8 protein-coding genes and 2 pseudogenes are annotated in these 20,108 nt (G+C 54.8%); 4 read left to right on the forward strand and 6 right to left on the reverse strand.

All coding sequences use genetic code 11. The features are described from left to right. Positions 1–57 precede the first annotated feature (57 nt). The 5 genes and pseudogenes from ACFOFO_RS23825 to ACFOFO_RS23845 all read right to left on the reverse strand — a co-directional run. Positions 58–576 (reverse strand): annotated as a pseudogene (locus tag ACFOFO_RS23825) (IS5 family transposase); the annotation flags it as partial. A 128-nt stretch (positions 577–704) separates the two neighbouring features. Beyond that, positions 705–2,456 carry a hypothetical protein gene (locus tag ACFOFO_RS23830; protein ID WP_390333156.1) on the reverse strand — a complete coding sequence of 584 codons (1,752 nt, stop codon included), beginning with the start codon at positions 2,454–2,456 and terminating at the stop codon, positions 705–707. 407 nt (positions 2,457–2,863) lie between these two features. Further along, complete coding sequence (locus ACFOFO_RS23835) at positions 2,864–3,592, reverse strand: SEL1-like repeat protein (RefSeq protein WP_390333157.1); 729 nt, start codon at positions 3,590–3,592, stop codon at positions 2,864–2,866. 329 nt (positions 3,593–3,921) lie between these two features. After that, on the reverse strand, positions 3,922–5,247 hold the full coding sequence (locus ACFOFO_RS23840; RefSeq protein WP_390333159.1) for a GIY-YIG nuclease family protein: 1,326 nt from the start codon (positions 5,245–5,247) through the stop codon (positions 3,922–3,924). Between the two features lie 342 nt (positions 5,248–5,589). Then, positions 5,590–10,188, reverse strand: a complete 4,599-nt coding sequence (locus ACFOFO_RS23845) for a DEAD/DEAH box helicase (protein WP_390333160.1) — start codon at positions 10,186–10,188, stop codon at positions 5,590–5,592. Between the two features lie 860 nt (positions 10,189–11,048). Here ACFOFO_RS23845 and ACFOFO_RS23850 point away from each other — a divergent pair. From ACFOFO_RS23850 to ACFOFO_RS23865, 4 genes are read left to right on the forward strand one after another with little or no spacing between them, the layout of a single operon-like run. Beyond that, on the forward strand, positions 11,049–13,160 hold the full coding sequence (locus ACFOFO_RS23850; RefSeq protein ID WP_390333163.1) for a UvrD-helicase domain-containing protein: 2,112 nt from the start codon (positions 11,049–11,051) through the stop codon (positions 13,158–13,160). Positions 13,161–13,174: 14 nt separating this feature from the next. After that, positions 13,175–16,390, forward strand: coding sequence for a helicase-related protein (locus ACFOFO_RS23855; RefSeq protein WP_390333166.1), 3,216 nt, complete (start codon positions 13,175–13,177; stop codon positions 16,388–16,390). Further along, positions 16,383–18,224 (forward strand): DrmB family protein, encoded by a 1,842-nt coding sequence (gene drmB / locus ACFOFO_RS23860; RefSeq protein WP_390333167.1) that lies wholly within the window; start codon positions 16,383–16,385, stop codon positions 18,222–18,224. The genes ACFOFO_RS23855 and drmB overlap by 8 nt, the downstream gene beginning before the upstream one ends. Before the next feature lie 5 nt (positions 18,225–18,229). Next, positions 18,230–19,858, forward strand: coding sequence for a nuclease-related domain-containing DEAD/DEAH box helicase (locus ACFOFO_RS23865; RefSeq protein WP_390333169.1), 1,629 nt, complete (start codon positions 18,230–18,232; stop codon positions 19,856–19,858). Positions 19,859–19,960: 102 nt separating this feature from the next. On the opposite strand, the pseudogene ACFOFO_RS23870 reads toward ACFOFO_RS23865, so the two are convergent. Beyond that, positions 19,961–20,101, reverse strand: a pseudogene (locus tag ACFOFO_RS23870) (transposase domain-containing protein); the annotation flags it as partial. Positions 20,102–20,108 lie beyond the last annotated feature (7 nt).

Here is a 20,108-nt window from a genome sequence, read left to right on the forward strand (position 1 = left end):
GCCTTCTCCCATCTTCAGTACAGCATCACAGGTTCACGCCTGTGTTCGTGACACACGCCACTGGTTCCCCTTCTTCGACTGGTGCATGTCGGGGTCGCGTTTCTTGTCTTTGTTCTTGGTCGAGGGCGGGGCCGCGATCAGCGTGGCATCGACGATGGTGCCTTCGCGCATCATCAAACCCTTCTCGGCCAAGTGCCCGTTGATCGTGTCGAAGATCTTGCGGGTCAGTTCATTGGCCTCAAGCAGATGCCGGAACTTCAGCAAGGTCGTCGCATCCGGCGCGGACTCGCGGTTGAGGTCGATACCGACAAAGCCACGGATCGCCTGGCTATCGTAAATCGCATCTTCGATCCCTTCATCCGACAAACCAAAGCACTGCTGCGCCACGTACATGCGCAGCATGCGCGCGAGGCCAATTGGCGGTCGGCCTGGACCGGCGACCTTTGGATAAAACGGCTCGATCAGCGCCTCCAGCTTCGCCCACGGCGTCACAGCATCGATCTCGGCAAGGAAACGGTCGCGCCGCGTGAGCTTCTTCTTGGCGGCGTACTCAAAGTCGGAAAAACTTTTCTGCATGGTCGAAACGCTGGTGTTCAGAGTGACGTTATTGTCGCAGGTCTGGCATGTGGACGGAACCGATGGCTGGCGAATTAATCAGCGTTTCCTAAGGTATAGCCAGCGTGCAGCAGGACAATCCGTTACGTCTAGTTCCCTTGCTTGGCGTTAGCCTTGATAATTTCGTCGTTGATTGCGTTCTTGGTTTTGATGATTTGAAGCTGCTGATCCAAAATTTCCTGTTCTGTTTTCATTGATTCCAGGGTAATTTCGTTCGTGCTCGCTTGCCCCGTACGTAATGCTTGCAACCGTTGGATATCCCGAAGCGTTTTTACATTATTTGAGGCGACATCGGCGCTGGCTGACGCTTGGCTTTTGTTCAAATCGATTTGTTGTTTTGCGGTGTCTACACGATCAGCCTGGCGAGTCTTGGCAAAATCTAGGTATGTTGATGCAACACTATTCGCAGCAGATGCGGCATTGGCAGCTTGGGATTTTGATTGGAATGTGAGTTTACTGATGCCTCCAGTGCCATTGAACGCCACATTCAGGAGGTTGTCGTCAAATGCCTTGTTGGTCAATGTAAGCGAACCGATCGGGCCTAACTGCGGAATTTGAACGATCCTATCGAGCAGCGTTAACTTTGTTTTTTGATCCGTGTCTGCGGGATTAGAAACCTCAATCACCGCTCTTGCTGTCGCAGGCATCCTAAATGCGATCCCCAATTGGATGGGATCGTGTTGAGAGTTACTCCGAAAATTCGAGTCAGTTCCGGTCGCGGCGTGGTTTTTCGAATCATTCCCAACGGGTGCTGTCCCCGTCTGTGCAACCTTTTTTGATTCAAGTTCAAACGAAATTGTCACGGTCGGCGCCGCTACGCAATTAAAATTGGACGAGTCTTTCCCGCACACTGCGATGGTCGCCGCTGACGTATGTTCAAATAACGGACTTATGTCATCGATGGGCAGCTCGACAGTTTGGACCAGATTATCAGCTCTGGGGATAAAGCTGAGAGAATTAGCAAAGAAAAGCTTTGCCTTGGCATCGGCCAGAGTTTTTGCATCAGCATCGGTGGTCGACTCCCCCTTACTCTTTAATTCGGCGGTTTTTTGATGTTTCAGCTTGTTGGTTGCCTCGATTTCGGCAAGAGTCTCTTTCTGCAGTGCTTTTGTTCCGAACTTCGAATGGAACTCTGCGTCGGCTTTTAGCTGCGTGATCAATGCCTCCGCTGCGGTAATCTCCATTTCGAGATTGGCGCGAGCGGTATCTAATTTTGGATCTGCCTTGTACTTTTTCTGGGCATCGTCCAGTGCATTTTTTACAATATTGAATGTTTTACACAAATCTTCAGGCGGAGATAATTTCGGTTTTTTCGTTTGTTTTGGAGGCACTGGCGGTGTGCCACGGAAATCTAATGGGACCATGTCTGGAATCGAGTACGGCAAAACAATTGCACGCGCAATGCTTGCTACGGATGTTGCAGTGTCTTTAATGACATTGCCGGTTTGATCGACGACGGCGCTATTGATACCGGTCAAAAGGCCGGTATCAGTCACACCAATGTCCATATTAGTTACCTTGGTCGTAGCAGCCAACGCCTCATAATCCAATACATAGGTTTGTGTGTTGTCTCCAATAATATTCTCGGCAAGCGTTGCCGTCACTTTGGCGTCAAGACGTATTTTGCTTTTATTGTTTAAGTCGGGTACGGCAGTGCATCGGGTTAATTCGAAATCCACTGTCACCGTAATTTGCTTTGCCGGAAGTCGATAGAACAGCCCCCTTTGTGTCGCGGCGCTGGACAGGTATGAATCGGGCTGAATCAAATCGCTTTTAAGTTGAGTGGTGCAGCCACTTATTGCGACAAAAACAACGATCCACAAAATTGATGGCCGAAACATAATTCCCCCTATAATCGAAAAGACACAGTAAGTGTTTCGCAAACAGTTAAATTATTCAGTCCGTGCAGTAGTTCCGGGAAATATCTTTATCAATGAATATTGAAATAATAACGGCTTGATTGTCAACATCTATTTAGTCAACCCTGAACAATTCAAAATTTGACGATCACGAGTCGTTCGCGACACACGGCATTTTTCATGGCAAGCCAAAGCTGCGCGACTATTGCGGCGCAAAAAACAGGAGCTTTCTCATAATCAGGCGCAGGTTGTGACCGCAACGATCGGGGCTCGCCAAGATACTTCGCTTTCGTTTGACCATCCCCTGAAGCGCCATGCTCGGGCAACCCGGCGTAGGTTTTAGCCGGCGCTGCGTTGCCGAAGGCTCCTGTCGCGGCGAGCGGGTTCGATCATCGGCCGCAGCATGCTTTGTGCTTCTTTTGAGAGCCACATCCGCAATAGTCGTTGCGTCCTTGTTTCAGTGCGGGCTTCGCCGCCAGCTCCAAAGCTAGTCTTGCCCCGCGCATCCTTGGACTGGCTGTTTTTGCGCCAGGCGTTTGTGGGCCGCTCCGCTCGGGACTAAACGGCAGCGCCGGTGCGGCCGTGCGATTTGCAGCCGACGCCTGCTGCGCGATGTCGGTGAAGGCTCTAGCCTTCACCCAAAATGCCTCGATTTGATCGCTCCTTCTCCGGTGCGGCTGGCCGTTCGCGGTGAAAAAATTCGTGACAAAGACGGCGCTCTTGCGCATGGTGGTATCCATACGCGGGAGGGCTCGCACTAGTTCGGCGACGGCCGCCGGCGATTTGAGCTTGCACAGTTCCGCGAGCTCCTTGTCGTCCTCTTCGAGGGCGAACTCGTAGCACTGTTGAAGCAAGCTCGCCGCGTCCAAGCGGTGCTGGGGGGCCTCGCTATGCAGGGTGTAAAGCTCAGCCAGTTCGAGTCGTGCGACGTTGGCGTCAACCAGCGCGATGCGGAAAAGATCCTCCGCTTCTTGGAAATCCACGCTCCCCGCAATTGCAGCCCGCTTGATGCGCCCCAAGGCCACACTTGCCAGCGCATGGCCCTTTTTAACCGCCTTGAGCAGCCATTCCATTGCGCCCGCTTCGTCTGTCGCGACGCCATGCCCGTTGGCGAGCATTCGGCCGCGCGTTCCAGAAAGATCCGGGCCTCTTCCACGTCCACCTCGAACGTCTTGGAGCCAAACATGAGCCATTGGCCAACACACGCGGCCGCGTCGACGTTGTCGAGCTGGCTCGCGCGATACACCATTTCCTCGCCGCGGGCGACGTGATCGGGGCCTTGAGCGCCTTGCGCCAGCGCCATGCCCTATTCGTGCAAGGATGGCGGATCGATCGCGTCGGCGCCCTGTTTGAACCAGAAGGTCGCTTGCTCTATCAGCTTCTCGAATTCCTATTCACCACAAAAAAAAGCCGCCCGATGGCGGCTTGGCTCGCAGAAGCAGCATTGCTATTTAAATGTTTTGCCGTGCAGGATATTCAGAATGCTTTTCTTGCTCACGCCGAACATGACGGCGAGTTTCGTGCTTGGGGTCGCCGGATAAGATGCGCGGATTTTTGCAGCATCCCCTGGCGTCAATTTCTGATTGTGGAGCGGCCGATGTTTGACGCTTGCCGCTGCTTCCGGCGTCCATCCATTCTTTAGCCTCGCCTGAATGGTATTCGGGGAGATACCCAAGTCGTCGGCCCAGGCCGTCAGTGTCTTGGTTTCGCCGTTGACGGTGATCAGGTGACTGGTGGACTTGATGGTTGACCGCTCGGCGCAGTTCGCCCAATCGTGATTCGTCGGCGCATAACCGTCGTCGTGGAAGATGCGGCCATGGATGATATTCAGGACCGTCTTTTTGTCCACGCCGAATTGCGAGGCCAGCTCGGCGTAACTTTTGGCCGGGTACTGCGCGCGAATCTGTGTCGCCTGTTCCAGCGTCAGCTTCGCGTTCGGGCGTTCTGGAGCAACCTCCGAGACAGCCCGTTCTGGTGTCCAGCCATTTTGGAGTCGGAACACGATGGCGTGGGTCGTGATGCCGACGCCCTTGGCCCACTCGGTTAAGGTCTTGGTGTCGCCGTTGACTATCAGCAGATACGGTATATCGCGCATCTTGAGGGGTGACTCCAACGGAATCGCAGGAACCACTAACGGCGGTTCGGGCGCGGTTGATGGCGGGTTCTCCACCTGATTCAACTTCATCCGTTGGCGCGTTTTCCTGACCGCTGCCGCCGTTTTTTCGCGTGCGCCCGGCGTGTTCGCGTAATAGGCTTTCATGCCATCCGACCGCTTTTTGCGCATTGCCGGATCGGCATTTTCGGCCCTGCGTTGCGCCGACCGTTTCGCCCGAATCTCGGGATCGGCCAGTGTACGCTTCGCCGAATCCGATACTTTCTTGCGCTCATTCGGATCGGCGAAACGGGCGATGGTAATCAACCGTCGCAACGCCCGTGTTTCAGGCGTGTGCTTGTACCCCTTGCCTGGCGCAAGCACATCGTCGGCCAGGTTGTACAACAGTTCGCCATCGGCCAGGCACGCTTTTATCCACCGACCCTCGGTGGGGAACTGATCGGCTTCTACGAGCAGGGCGGCCACGCGGAAGGCAAAGGCGGCCTCGCCGTATTTATTCCATGCCCCTTGCAGCAGGCGGTTGCCGTGAATGCCTTTGCGCAACTGGTTCCGATGAGCACCAAGCCTTTTCCCTAAATCTTCCGATGAACCAATGTACCTTATGCCCCCAACAAGGTTGCGGATCTCATAGAGTCCGCACACTCCATAATAGGTTTTCATAGCACATGATGCCGGGTGGTCCACCGGGGAGTCGAGGAAATCCGCAGCATGTACGAAAGCTGGGCCCGTCGCCAAGAAGAACCATTTTGTATGGGCCTTGCCATATCGACGCTCCATCTCCGGCAACAGGCCTCACTGACGCGGCATCAATTAGGTCGTTTCCGCGCATCAGCTACCTGGAGTCATGGACGCATTTGCGGAACTTCCCGATCCGCGCTGGCGAGCGTGTCGTTACGCGCGTCGTGTCACACTCGATTGGCGTCAGGCCGTTGTCGATCACATTCCGATAGAACGCGTGGCGGAAGCTGTGCACTAAAACGGCCCTGCGTAAAGGCGGACGCTTCAGACGGTCGACTCGCCTTTCCAAAGGTATTCAAAGTGACGGAAGGCGAGCTGTTCACCGAACTGGGCAATGTTATCCTGGACGTTCACAACAAGGCATCGCTCCTTGCCACCGTTCAGAGGCCCACGCAATCCCCGCCCGAGCATCTGCTGGTACAACACTGGACTAAAGACTGGCCTCGCGATGTACAGGGCGCGCAGTGACGGCGCATCGAAGCCAGTTGACAGGACGTTGTAGTTCGACAGAACTCGAATTCGCCCTTGGCGAAACTCCTCGATGTAGTGTCGTCGCGCTCCCGGATCCGTCGCGCCAGATATTGCCTTCGCCGAGACGCCCTCCATAGAGAGCAGCGCTGCCATCAAGTGCGCGTGCTCCACGGACGTTGCGAAGAGGAGCACCGGCCAATCGCTTGGAAGCGTCTTGATAGACTCAATCAGCCGGGTGTTTCTCGGCTCGCTCTGACCCAAGCGCGACTCTGCTGACGCTGGAATGCGCTTGAACTGAATTAATTCGGCAAGCTCGGCTTCGGTCAGAGTCAGATCCCCTCCCTCGAGAACCTGCTGGTCAACTCGTGCGAGTACGCCCATCCCCTGCAGCACGGGGTATGGATCGTCGCCGGAGATAACGTCATGATCGAAACGCTGCTTTCCATAGCGATTGACGAGCCATTGAGTCTCAGCTGGATCTGCTGCTGACCTGAATGGGGTGGCTGTCAAGCCGATCAACGGACGTGCCGTGTTGCGGGCTGTCAGGCCAAAGCTGTCCAGTATGTCCGTGTAGGACAGTGCGATCGAACCGTGCGCTTCGTCGATAATGATGCACGTCGCATCAAGCAGCCACGCATACGAGGGTGAACGCAAGCGACTGGCCAGGCTCTGATAAGTCGCGATGACGATATGCGGGGCGATGGCTTCCACGACGCGGTTGTTTGTCTGACCCCACAGGCGACTGATCCGCAGACGGCGGCGCGGCCCGAATGCCCGCCAGACTTGCGCCCACGACTGAACGGCTTGCTCGCACAATTCGTCGGATTGTGCTACCCACACGACAGAACCGTCAAACTCGCCGCGCTCCATGGATTCGACGATTGCTTGAACAACTACGCGCGTCTTTCCAGACCCCGTCGGCAATGAAAGAAGACCTCGTTCCGGTGTCGATTTCTGGATGAAATCCTGAATACGTCTGCCAATCGATTTCTGAAATTCGTGCAGGGGCTTAAGTTCAATCGGGCCATCCACATCCAAGGTCGGGTCACGCCGTAGCCGTTGGAATCCGGCATACTCTGCAGGGAAACCCAGCTCGTCGACAAACTCTTGAGCCCTGGGGCTGCTGCCCCACCGGCTCGGTGGCTCGAGACCAGCGCGGGCAAGTGCTTCGGCATAGTGCGGGAGGACCTCGACTCCGTACACAGCCAACGCCGTTCGCGCCACGTGCTGCGCGGACCGATGTTCGCGTCGTTCGACAAGAATCGATTGCACGCCAGCGGGGAGCCCGTTCAGGAGCGTGGCGGCATCCATGAGCGAGACAAGCTTTTCAGAGACGTCATCGCTCGCGCGGGCAACCTCAACTGCGCGCTGACGCGCTTCACGTCGCGCGTAGTCCAGCACGTCCTGAACTTGGTCATTGCTGAGCGTGACCTCAAGATCCGCGGCAATGTGTCTAACCAAATCAAATGGAACGAGGTTCGTTAGGAAGCACAGTCGGTCGCCCACTCGTGCGAATTGGAGACCAACCACTCCAGTTGCATCCTCGCCGATAGACTCGAACCAGATATCATCACAACGCTGCATAGGTGTCTGCCAGTCCGCCTCGGACAAGTAGCGCCGCAGGCCGGGGAATGCATCGGTCAACGGAGTCTCGTCCGATGTGGCGACATAGCGCACTGTGCCAGCAGCCCTCTGCATTCCCCAGCGATCAACAAGCAGCTCCACGCTCTTCCGATCCGGGACAATAACGGATGGGACTCCTGCGGTACGGTGCGCCTGAGCTGTCTCGGCGTCGCTGGCGAGGTGAATCGTTGAAGGCGGCCGGGCGACCGTGTCCTCGCCCTGTCGACACCACAACAGCGCTGGCGCCGGATTGATGATTTCAGCTGCCGCCCGATAGAACCCCCCCACGAGGCGTTCATCGGACACATGTTGGATCTGAGTAAACCCGGCAGTCCACTGCAGAGCTGACAGAGCTTTAAGTGAATCCGGCAGTTTCAACGCCGATGACGATGCCGCATCAAGCGTGGCTACTGGCAGGATTTGGCTCCATGCTGCCAACGTAGAACTCACGGCGTGCGGTATGTCCTTTGTTCCGAGGGACGTGGATAGGCGTCCATGCTTTTGCAGCATCCATCGGATCGGCGGTACGCACTCCAACGGTGGGTAAACCTCTGGTCGCGTTTGGTGCCGGAGGACCCACGATCGCTCGTTTGTCAGATGCGGAACCAATGCGAGCGTCATACGAACGCGACCTTCTTCCGAGAGCACGGTCAGCGGGTCCAAGGGGCCAGCTGTCAGATACTCTCCGAACGACAAGAGGTCCCACCGTGGCCGCGCCGCGGCTTTCTGAAGCCTCGCGCAGAATTCGATTATCGCCGCGTGAAGGTAGCCATTGAACCAAGGGGTGTATTGCTGATCCCTTCCGGGCAATGGAATTTCTGTCGCTTCCAACTTCCGAAGCAAATCGCCGTCATCGCGGTGAGAATCCAGATCGATACAGACGCCCGCATCACGCTCTCCGGATGCTGGGACGATCTGCCCGGGCAGAAGCGTCATTCTCAACGGTTTGTAGTCGCCGGCCAACGTTTTCACATGGAGCGTGTGGCGGCTTGCGTGTTTCGCAAGAATAGTCACAGCGTCCACCAACGAAAGCTCTCTCAGGTGAGACCAAGCCTGCCCCCAGTCGACACGGTAGCCACTGAGAAGGGAATTCAAATACGAAGCGGCGCTTTGCTCAGGGACTTTGAGGGTTCGGAGCACATTGCGAGCCTGTGGATCAGCTGCAACCACTCGATGTACGAACAGATCATTCGCCTCGCCAGGTTCGTCAGCCCGAGGCAGCAAGAGGCTCGGACTCTTCGCACTTACTAACCCGCCCGCCTCGGTCAGAATGATTTCCGCGTCGCGCAACTCATCGACCTGCGACCGCGGCAGTTCTTTCTCTACGACACCGGCGGCGATAATAGCGCGCACCGACGACGCTGGCGACAATGGTTCGGCAAGCGCCTTGAGCCAAGCCTTGATCAGTGCCTTCTTGACGCCAATACGTTCGGCTTTGGCCCGTCGCTCACGTTTTTCCACACTTTTGTGAACCCAAGCGCCCGAAAGCTCGCCGTCGGGGCCTGACAGCAGGTCGCCGACTGGTCCAGACAGGGCAACGTCCGGACGCATTTGCACCACACTCGTATGTTGCAGCTTTCCAAAGGTGTTCGGCACGCACTCCACCGAGACCAGTTCCGCCTCCAGTTCCTCAATTAGGGCCGCGTCGGCCCATCCTGCCGCGTCTGACGCTCTCGTAGGAAGCAGGTCTAGCAAATAGCCCGGATCGTCGCGTCGATACAACGCTGCAAGCGACGTGCTTACCAACCGGACCGTTTCCTTCAGAAGAGCGCGATTGAAGGGACCGTCCAGGAGGTTCTGTCTGTCGGCATTCGTTTTCCATGGGGCGTTCACGATCCCCGTGAGGCTTGTTTCTGTTTCTGTTGGAAAAAAAGCCCAAAACTGGCCACGCGAGCGCTTTCCTTCGCGCGGAACTGCCCAAAGGACTGGTAACGCTGAACGGTCTCGGGTCTTTCGATCCGCATCCATCTGGGCCTCCACACTAAGCCGTTTAACATCGACATCCTTGGCAAACACCGCCCACTCCGCCTCGTCTCCGGCTTCGGAGATTGCAACGAGATTTTTGTGATGCGTGGTCGCGATCTCGCGAATCCGGCCGGTCACTTGATCGTCCATGGTCAGGAGCTGCACGTGGGGAGAAAAGAGTAGGAACTCGCGCGGAAAGGCGTCGAGATCCTGCGAAATCCACTGAGTACCATCGATGGTTCGAGGAAGCTTGACGACGGTCGTCGCCCACCGCATGAGGTTCGCCAGCTGCGCGTCGTCACTCACGTCCGAAGGGGGCAACACTTTCGCCAAGCGGAGCACAGGCGTTCGGTCCACGCTCGGGAGCACTTGGCGCACCTGTTCTCTTGACCAATCCGCATCAAACGCGAAGCTTCCGGAGCGGCAGTGAAACTCCGGGCGGGTCGAAATAGCGAGAACAGACTTGAATCCAATACCGAACTGGCCAATCTGGGCACCGCGCTTCCGGGACATATGAGAATTAAGAATCGCGTCAATCCCCTCTGCGTCTATTGGCGCTCCCTCGTTAGCGCAGTACAGCGCTTCACGCGTCAATAGCAGATGAACTCGCCCGGCGTTGCCGCTCTCGAGAATCGCGTCCGCAGCGTTTTGTATTAGCTCGTGGATTTGCCGATGACCGTATCCTCCGCTTAATACTTCGTCCTCGATTCCAACATGTTCGCGAACCAAGTTTGGCTGGGCGCGGTACGCTGCAAGTGTGCGCCGTGCTTCCTCGCGCACATGATCTTCAACCGAAATGCTCATTCGCGCGGACTCCATTGCGGCCTAGCCGCATCCAAGAAGTGCTTGTCAGCAGCAACGTAACTTAGACTGCAGGTGTTGGCGCTGACCCATTTTTGACCCAGGCTGCCGGAATTCATTGACCCGCCCGCATGCTTTGCAAACGATTGCCCCCTCTACGGGGCTTCAGCGGCTGACTATAGGTGATTAGAAATCGGCAGCCTGGGTCAAAAATGGGTCAGCGCCAAAAAGTCTTCACCAATTAGAAAATTCGTGCTGTCGCCATCTTGTAGCACGACAAGCCGTGAGGTGGCAACAAGGCATAAAGGCAACAAGGCAACAAGGCAACAAGGCAACAAGGCAACAAGGCAACACCTAGCAGCCCGTCGGGCTTTTATCCCCACCAGAGTTAAGGATCTGAGACAATATTGTATCTACACGTCTGCCGAGCGACTGCTCAAGGCAATTCACGACGGTGTGATCTTTCTGGATCCGGCACCGAAGCTGCATGCCACCGATCCTGCACAAAAAAAAGGTGCGCCCAGTGGCGGGTCAATGATATTACAAAGGCCGCTCAGGCACTTTATGCCAAAGTTGAATTTAAATCTGTCGCAAACGACTACCTAATCACAGTAGGGGCAGCCTAGTTCACCAAGACAACCATTCAAACAATCGCCAATATCAGGTCCCGCGATGTCACAGAACTGTGCAAAAACTGACCGGTACTCCATGCCCTGCGGCGGAGGTATACAACAATTCCGATGCACCAAACACGGCAAAAGAATCGAGCGAGCGGCAACCACCAGTTTACCTTTTGCAATATTTGCAAATCTGGCATGATATGAGCTCTCAATACCAGTGCCTACCCGAAAGGAAGTTGAGAAATGCCGAGCGTTTGTGTCAAAGTTTTCTATGGTGAAAAATTAATAAAGACAATTGACCGCCCGGTTCATAACTCAGGCCATATCTCGCATGTCAAATACAAAAGCAAGCTTTATATCCTACAAGACGGCACTTTCATTCAGTTAATACCGCAAGAGCAAGGCTCGAATTCGCCGCAAAAACCAATTTCAGGATTGCCGGCTATCGCCCCATCAACCGGACCGGACGCGACTACGACAGATTGGGACCGGGAGCAGACTGGCGTTATCAGGGCCGAGGTCACTGCAAGGCTATTGGTTGACGCGGGGCCAGGAACAGGAAAGACCGCAGTCGCATGCGCGCGCGTAGCATGGCTCATTGATCACGCCGAACTTGAGCCGAATTCAATCTGGCTGGTCAGTTTTACCCAAACCGCCGTCCACGAATTGCGCAGCAGAATTGGCAGCTACCTTACGAATCCCAATGAAGCGGCCGGCATACGTATTGCCACAATCGACGCACACTCCTGGGCAATTCAATCTGGATTTAATCATGATGTAACGATGTCCGGCAGCTACGAAGACAACATCAAAAAGGTAATTGAGTTAATTGAGAATCACGACGGCGTTTTCGGATACCTTTCGCAGGTAAAGCATCTGCTTGTTGACGAGGCGCAGGATGTGGTCGGCGCTCGAGTCCAGCTCATGCTGGAACTGATCAACGCCTTGCCACGAGAAGCAGGAGTCACGGTACTGTCAGACGAGGCACAAGGTATCTACGGCTTTGCCGAGGACCAACCTGCAGCAGCGGCAGCCAACGGCACTTTACCAGAAAATATTCGGCGATTCATGGCCAATGATTTCACAGAAATGGAACTTCTGAAAATTTACCGAACCGGTGACCCTACCCTTCAGAAGGTGTTCTCCAGCGGAAGAGCGCTGTTGAGAAATAAAACCGAAACGGAAGAAAAAAAACTTCAGGGAATCAGGGACCTAATTCAGCAGGCAAATCATGGACTTCTCGATGCCTACGGGGACGATTTGAAGAATCTCCCGGACGATCTCGGGAATTCATTTCTTCTGTTCCGTCGACGAGGCGAGGCTCTTCAAGCTTCCGGATATCTGGGGATGCGCCCACATCGCCTGAGAATGTCCGGTTTGCCTCCCATGATTCATGCATGGATATGTCTCATGTTCTGGAATTGGATTGATTCTGAAATAACGGAATCGGTTTTCAGGGAACGCTGGCTGCAGAAAAAAATTCAATGCAACGTTACGGTCGACGAGGGGTGGTCAATCCTGGTGCGACTGGTAGGAGAATCGCAAACGCGGATTTCGGTTCGAAAGCTTGCACAAAGACTTGCGAACGGATCGCCTCCGATCGATCTTTGTATGCCCGATTTTGGCTTCGAAGGTCCTCTCATAGGAACGATTCACGGAGCTAAAGGCCGCGAGGCAGATCAGGTCAGGCTATACATGCCTGCGCCTTCAGCATTCGGACAAGGAATCAATGCTAATAATATTTTAGCAGAAGCCCGCATTCTTTTCGTAGGTGCATCCCGAGCCCGAAAGCAGCTCCTGGTAAGTAAGGCCGCCACTCTGGCTCACCCACGGCGACTAATGCCTTCCGGCAGAGCGTATACTCCGTTCCCATTCAGTGATAAAAAGTCACTCGCTCGCTCAATGGTCGAAATTGGCCGCATTAATGATATTGACGCCCCAGGGCTTTCCGGAAAGTCATTTTTTTCCTCGTCTCAGGATGTGACAGCTGCGCAAGCCCGCATCGCCGGCATGTCAGGAAAAATCACCGCGGCTACGGCGAAGGCGACCGGGTCAGAACCAAATCTGATGTACGGGATTGGCGACCCAGAGGCCCATGACAATCCGTACGCATTTCTTAGTCGTCGCGTGAACCACGACATGACGGACATCGCCTTTAAGGTGAATGAAATCGTTCATCTTAATCGGTGCAAAATACCAAACGAGATTCGCTATCTGAAGTCGTTCGGGGCCCGTACCCTCGCCGTGGCACCGGATGACCCCATTAGAGAAATGCTACATGCGCCCTGGCGGGATTCCGGTTTCATGCTGGCTCCGCTTGTTCTGGGATATGGCATGGTTTATTTTCGATATTGAAACGGAGCGAATGGATGAATCAAGCTGAAGAAGCTAGAAAGCAGATAGTCGCTCGTCTCGAGTCGGACCTTGTCGGCCCCTTGCTTGCGGAAGAGGTACTTGAAGCGGAACGCATCAAACCGTCGGACGTTTATCTTACAGGCATACTTTGGCCGCTCGGAGATCGCATGGATGCCGGCGATGACGACGGGAGCGGCGGTGACGATGAAGAAGACGAAAGCCCTTCTTCGGCAACGGTAGTAGGGCAGCAACGACCTTGTTGCATGGGCTTGTCGTTTGCGACGAAGTCTGAAGTTGACGAACACCGCTTTTCCATGACGGTGCGATTCGCAACGTACGAGCATTCAACTGACTTAGCGAGCGATGGAAAAAATCTGACGCGCTGGGCTAGAAAGCCGTATGAATTTAAGCTGGATGACCTACTGTTGCTACCCGGTGAACCTCATTCACACAGACTCCATGCAGCTGGCCTCGAAGCCGACGTAGAAATCCAAGTACGAACGCTCCGCTGGAAGCAGGGATTGTTGGCAACAGTAACGCTGATAAACCGTAGTAGGCCAGAAGATTTTAGCTCGATTCTTGTTGAGCGCCTGACGCTGTTTCAAACTGCTCTCGAGATCAGACCCACCGGAAAAACGCGTATTGTTCCCCGCCCGCCGGCAGCCTTGTCCAATGATCCGGAGCACAAGTCCGCCCGCCTCCTCTATCGAAACTGTCACGAGTATGCTGCTGGGCACCAATGCTCCGTTTCTTGGGAAACTGAAGGAGAATCGGCAAGACGGATTGCGTCGGAGTGGATTCCACGCGCCCTCGTACCTGCTTTTAAAGAGGATGGCAGTGTCGAGTTCGAGGGCTTGGTGAACTCAGGGGCTCTCGATGCACATACCCTCGCGGATGCCTCCGACAATGATTTGCAACGGCTTCTCGGAGCAGTCCCAGCGGCATATAGCGAGTGGATCAGGAACCGCAATTTCGAAATTAAAGCGGTTCCAACTGACCTGTCAGGAACAGCAAAAGCTCACCTTCAAACATGCCAGATTCTTCATGACAGGATTCAAGCTGGCATTAACGCAATTGGGAGAAACGTCCACCTCCGAGAATCGTTTCGCTATGCCAATGCTGCAATGGCATTGCAGCACTCATGGAAAGCCAGTCCGGAAGACGGTCCCCTGCGGTGGCGCCCATTTCAACTGGGGTTCATACTTCTTGCGGCGGAATCGTCGTGTGATCCTGAGTCCGAAAACCGCGAAATTCTTGATCTTCTTTGGTTCCCGACCGGTGGCGGCAAAACGGAAGCCTATCTTGCAATAATTGCGATGGTTGGCTGGTATCGGCGACTGACTTGCAAAGATCCGGACGAAGGTTCCGGCAATGCCGCAGTGATGCGCTACACTTTACGGTTGCTGACTGCTCAACAGTTCGAGCGGGCTTCTTCAATGATACTTGCGTCCGAGTTGATACGGCGAGGTGCCATTTTCCCGCGTGTCGGAAAAAAGAAAATTGGCACGACAGAGTTTTCTGTCGGCCTCTGGGTAGGGAAGGATGCCACTCCCAATAATTTCAAAAAAGCATTAGAAACTCGCGGCCACCGAGACGGCTCTACCGCGGAGCAGATATATCAGTGTCCATGCTGCCACTCGACAGTGAGATGGGATTATGACGAAAACACAGAAAAAGTCAGGCCTTACTGCGAGCACGCCGAGTGCCTCATCGGAGCGGGTTTCGGGAAATGGCCGGTCTACACAGTGGACTCTGACATTTACAGCACGAAGCCTACACTGCTGATTGGCACGGTCGACAAATTTGCCCAGCTGCCATTCAAGACCGAGGTAGCAGGCTTGTTTGGTTTTGGCACTTCTAAAAGTACCGACGTTATTATCCAGGACGAACTTCACCTGATTTCCGGACCGCTCGGGACAATAACAGGTCTTTATGAAACGGCGTTCGACTGGCTTTTGCGTAAGAATGGTAAACGTCCAAAAATTCTCGGATCTACCGCGACGATCAGGCGGGCCGAACAGCAAGTACTGGCGTTGTTCGACCGGAAAAGCTGTCAATTCCCTCCGCCGGGGCTGTCATACGACGATTCCGGCTTTGCGGCCGTCGACTACGACCGGCCATGGCGTTGGCGAATGTACCTTGGAGTATCGACCGCCGGCCGATCCGCAAAATTTGCACTTCAGGCTGCGGCGGGCTCACTGCTTCATTCTGGCGGACCGGCGCTCGGGGTGGCGGACGAAGTCAGGGACGGTTATGCAACCCTGCTTTGCTATTTCAATTCTCTTCGTGAGTTAGGTGGCGCCATCGTTCAGATGCTTGATGACGTTCCGGATTCAATCAAACTTTATTCGTCCCGAAGAAAGGAGCTGGCGCGCACTGTTTCACTTCCCCGGGAACTGACCTCGCGTGTTTCTCAGAAAGAAATTATCGAAATACTGGGTGAGCTCAAACGCCGCGCAGGCGATCCTGACTGCGTCGATGTAGTGCTCGCGACAAACATGGTCAGTGTTGGGGTCGATGTTCCAAGGCTGGGTCTCATGATTGTCAACGGTCAGCCAAAAACGCGATCCGAATACATTCAGTCGACCAGTCGCGTAGGACGGTCCGCTTATCCTGGACTGGTGCTCAGTCTGCTCAACGCTTCGAAAGCCAGAGACCGGTCTCATTTTGAGACTTTTCCTGCGTGGCACGGCGCGATCTACCGAGATGTCGAGGCAACCAGCGTGACACCATTCGCGTCGCGTGCACGAGACAAGGCCCTTCACGCCGTATTGGTGTCAATGATCCGGCATGGTGATGCCGCAATGGCTCGCACTGCGCGCCTCGATCAGGCGCCAGATGGCCTTCTGGCCGACGTTGTGTCCGAAATTGAAAGACGTATCCGGTCGATCGATGATCGAGAGCTGGCGCTGGCTGAACGAGAAATCGACAGCCGCCTTGCCGACTGGGAGGCGCGCGCACCTATGAGCTACATCAATCCTTTCAAACCCGCGAGTTCGCTGCTCCAGTATGCAGAAACACATGCAAAAAGGATGGCAGCAGGCCGGTTGTCCGGCGCTGGCTGGCCGACAATGAACACTATGCGAAGTGTAGAACCGGCAAGCCGCTTCAGAATTGCTGAAGTGCTGAATGACAAAGCACGGCACGGAACGGGCACCCACCCTAGCGGCGGCGAACCCAATAGCAGCCTACCAGTTGAGCAGCCAAGATGGAGAAAAAATAATGCCTGACAACCTTATCGGCGAGATCCGCCGCAGTGCCGTGCTGATGACATACGCTCCGGGCGCCATAATGGACATGCGGGCGGATGGCGGACCTGTTTCGGCCGTCAGTGCCGGACTCGAAGAATGGGACCGAAGTGCGCCACTCGCCGGAAATTTAAAGTTCCAAAAAATAATCGAGAGACGGCTCTGCAAAAAGCTTGGGAAAAAATATTTTCGCCTTCCTCCAGTGCTCGAGGATGGCGCGACAAAGCCCGGGACGGACGACCTTGACCCGGCGGCACTGGTCGCACGGCGATTCCCGGAGTGGCTTCAGTGCCCGTCATGTGAAATTCTGCGGCCCGCCTCAAAATGGGCTAATGATGCCGGCCGGGCGTATCGATATTGCGCCCTCTGTACGCAGAAGCAGCCCGGCGGGAAAAAGGTATACGCCGTACCGGTCAGATTCGCGACCGCCTGTTATTCGGGACACTTAGCCGAATTTCCTTGGCACTTCTGGTTGGGGCACGCGCCGGATTGCAAAAGCAGAGACGAACTTAAACTCACATCGGAGGGCCCGGGCCTCGCCGGTCTTGTAGTTCGTTGTCCCGACTGTAAGCACAAAAGATCTTTAGATGGTGCATTCGGAAAGAAGGCCCTTTCAGGACTGAAGTGTCTAGGGAAGCGGCCATGGCTGCGTACCGATGATGCAGCGTGCAGTTGCACGGGCGAAAATGGCAATTATCGCGTAGTGCAGCGAGGTGCTTCGAACCTTTACTATCCGGTCATCGAGTCTGCACTTGACATCCCTCCTTGGACCAGGAATCTCGAAAGGATGCTCGGGGACCACTGGGATACGCTTGCGGATATTCCGCTACTACAGGACCGTATTGATTACATTCCCACATCAACGACGCTGGTCCGAATTCTTGAAAGAGAAGGAATGACTGCAAAGGAACTGGCCAACCGGTTCGAACAGATGCAGCAGGATCTTGATGGATCGAATCCGGAAGACATGCGCCCGGATGAATATCGTGTATTCACATCCGGAGGAAGTGAACAGGACGAAGAATTTGAGACCTATGCGGAGCCCGTTCCGGAATCCATGAAACCGTATTTTTCCAAGATCATCCGTGTAGCGCGCCTGCGTGAAGTCCGTGTAGTACGGGGATTCACAAGAATCAATCCACCATTCGACCCAGACGGGGCCGATGTCGCCCCCATTTCTGTCACTCCGCTGCACTGGCTTCCCGCAATCGAGGTCCGGGGAGAAGGTATTTTTTTGCAGTTTAATTTGAGAAGACTCGCTGAATGGGAAACACGGGCCGAGATTATTGAAAGATGCGCCGTTGCTGATGCAAGCTGGACCGTAGAATGGCACAGCAGGAACGAGGACAAACCAAAGCCCTATCCGGCTTCTCCGCGCCTGCTTCTCATGCACACATTTGCGCACGCCCTGATCAGGCAACTGACTCTCGAGTGTGGATACTCGTCCGCGTCACTTCGCGAGCGACTTTATGTGTCCGAGGGCGAACAAGGTATGGCAGGATTGCTGATCTATACGGCGACACCAGATTCCGACGGCACGTTAGGAGGACTACAGAGGCAGGCCATGCCGGATCTGTTAGGCCCCGCGGTGGAAGGAGCAATCCGTTCCGCACAATGGTGTTCCTCAGATCCTCTGTGTATCAATGGCGAAATGACCGCTCCGGAAAGCCATTCTCTGGCATCGTGCCACTCCTGCACCATGGTCCCCGAAACGTCATGCGAAATGCATAACCGATTCCTCGACCGTGCTCTGCTCGTCGGAAAGGATGACAACCCCACGTTAGGGTATTTTCGAGCCCTACTGGAAACGGAGTAAATGTCATGGCATGCATGTGGCCCTTAGTGTTGCCGGACTGGGTACTCGCGGATGGGCGTCGGAATGCAGAAATTGCAGTCTTTCGCCGCCTTGATGAGGCGCTCGACAGCTCCTGGAATGTGTTTTATTCGCGCCCTTGGTGGGGTATCAGCCCCAAAGGGGGCGAACTGGATGGTGAGGCCGATTTCATTCTGGTTCATCCGGACCACGGGCTGCTATTTCTCGAAGTAAAAGGCGGAGCGATAGCGTACGATCCCACGACCGACCAATGGACTTCCAGAGATCGCAACGGTATCAGACACAAAATTAAGGATCCCGTAAAACAGGCCACCACGTGTAAGCACCAATTTCTAGGTCGGTTGAAAGCAACGCAGGGTTGGCCAAGCGCATTTATTAGATTTCGACACGGGGTCATTTTTCCGGACTGCGAATCACCGCCAATATCGGGCCTTAGCGTCGGCCAATACGAAAAAAGACTTTTTTGCTGCATGCAGGAGTTCGAATACGCCCTCGATAAATGGATCCATGGACGGATGATTGGACATCCGACGTCAAGCGGGCATGCCGAGCAAGGGCCGGGGCTGGATGGTGTCGAAATTGTAAAAAGCCTGGTCGCGGATCCCGTCTCGTTCAAAGTGCTTGTCGGACGAGAGGTACTTGGCGAAATCGACGCTATGGAAACGCTCCTGACAGGAGCGCAACTCGCGCTTATTTCCATTATTGATTCGGCTCCTCGCGCTCTCGTTGAGGGCGGTGCCGGCACGGGAAAAACGGTCTTGGCAATGGAAATGGCTGCGCGCTATGAACTGACGGGGCGAACCATTCTGTTCTGTTGCCGAAGCGGACCACTTTCCCAGCATGTCGCAACAAAAATGAGCCCGTATCCAAATGTGACCGTGATGACATTCGACGATCTCGCCCGCTCTCGGGAATCGACGGAAGGGCGTGCGAAATTTCTTTTCCCCGCCCCCTGGGATGTCGTTATAGTTGACGAGGGACAAGACTTTGACTGGGAATGGTGGGAATTGATCGAGCAGGTTCTTCGGCCTGTCAGTGGCCTGCTGAGGATCTTTGCCGATTCAAATCAAGCGGTCTACCGGCGGCGTGATGATCTCGAAACGCGGCTTGGAACAAGGTCGTTCCCGCTTGGAATCAACCTTCGAAATACTAAAGCGATTGCGAAGGTCACGGATTCTCTGTACAGAGGCCCGTTGATACATGCGCCAGGGCCCCAGGGTGTTGTGCCGACGGTTGACGTTTGCGGAATTCATGTCGCAGTTCAGTCGACACTAGGGGTTGTCATTAGACTTCTTAATGAGGAAGGAATCTCTCCAGGGATGATTGCGGTGCTGACACCGAACGCTCATGTCAGGGAAGAAATATTGGGGGCGCTTGCCAAGAGCAAGATCTTAGCAACCAATGCATCCCGCAATCTGAAGCAATCAGTAGTCGTTGATACAGTCCCCCGCTTCAAGGGGCTTGAGGCTCCGGTCGTGTTAATGGTGGCGGACCGGGAGCTTTCGAATAATCAAGAACTGTCTTACGTCGGGGTGTCCCGGGCGCGATCGCGTCTGATGGTATTCGGGCCAATCTCGGGCACAGTACTCGAAGCCGCTTTGACATCCAAGCCATAAATTTTTTTCGTCAAATTTTGTGCGTCAAAACTAAGCGATTCTGCGGAATAGACTGTAGGTGATCAAATGTAAGCATCCGGCGGCCCCACCTTGCGTTCCAGATTATTGGTCTGGACGCTTTGCAAATGGGAGCAAGGAATCGATTTGGTGGTTAGGACAGGTCGGCAATTTTTCGAGCGTGTCTGTCAACCGGCGCAGGGGATCGAGGCCATTGAGTTTGGCCGTTGCAAACAGGCTTTGAACCAAGAAC

This window comes from Pseudundibacterium arcticum, assembly GCF_042646465.1.
Classification (GTDB): Bacteria; Pseudomonadota; Gammaproteobacteria; order Burkholderiales; family Burkholderiaceae_D; genus Undibacterium_A; species Undibacterium_A arcticum.

Excerpts from the sequence above, each read along its gene's own strand:
- ACFOFO_RS23830 (WP_390333156.1), bottom strand. The coding sequence starts at position 2,456 with ATGTTTCGGCCATCAATTTTGTGGATCGTTGTTTTTGTCGCAATAAGT.
- ACFOFO_RS23835 (WP_390333157.1), bottom strand. The coding sequence starts at position 3,592 with ATGCTCGCCAACGGGCATGGCGTCGCGACAGACGAAGCGGGCGCAATG.
- ACFOFO_RS23840 (WP_390333159.1), bottom strand. The coding sequence starts at position 5,247 with ATGAAAACCTATTATGGAGTGTGCGGACTCTATGAGATCCGCAACCTT.
- ACFOFO_RS23845 (WP_390333160.1), bottom strand. The coding sequence starts at position 10,188 with ATGAGCATTTCGGTTGAAGATCATGTGCGCGAGGAAGCACGGCGCACA.
- ACFOFO_RS23850 (WP_390333163.1), top strand. The coding sequence starts at position 11,049 with ATGCCGAGCGTTTGTGTCAAAGTTTTCTATGGTGAAAAATTAATAAAG.
- ACFOFO_RS23855 (WP_390333166.1), top strand. The coding sequence starts at position 13,175 with ATGAATCAAGCTGAAGAAGCTAGAAAGCAGATAGTCGCTCGTCTCGAG.
- drmB (WP_390333167.1), top strand. The coding sequence starts at position 16,383 with ATGCCTGACAACCTTATCGGCGAGATCCGCCGCAGTGCCGTGCTGATG.
- ACFOFO_RS23865 (WP_390333169.1), top strand. The coding sequence starts at position 18,230 with ATGGCATGCATGTGGCCCTTAGTGTTGCCGGACTGGGTACTCGCGGAT.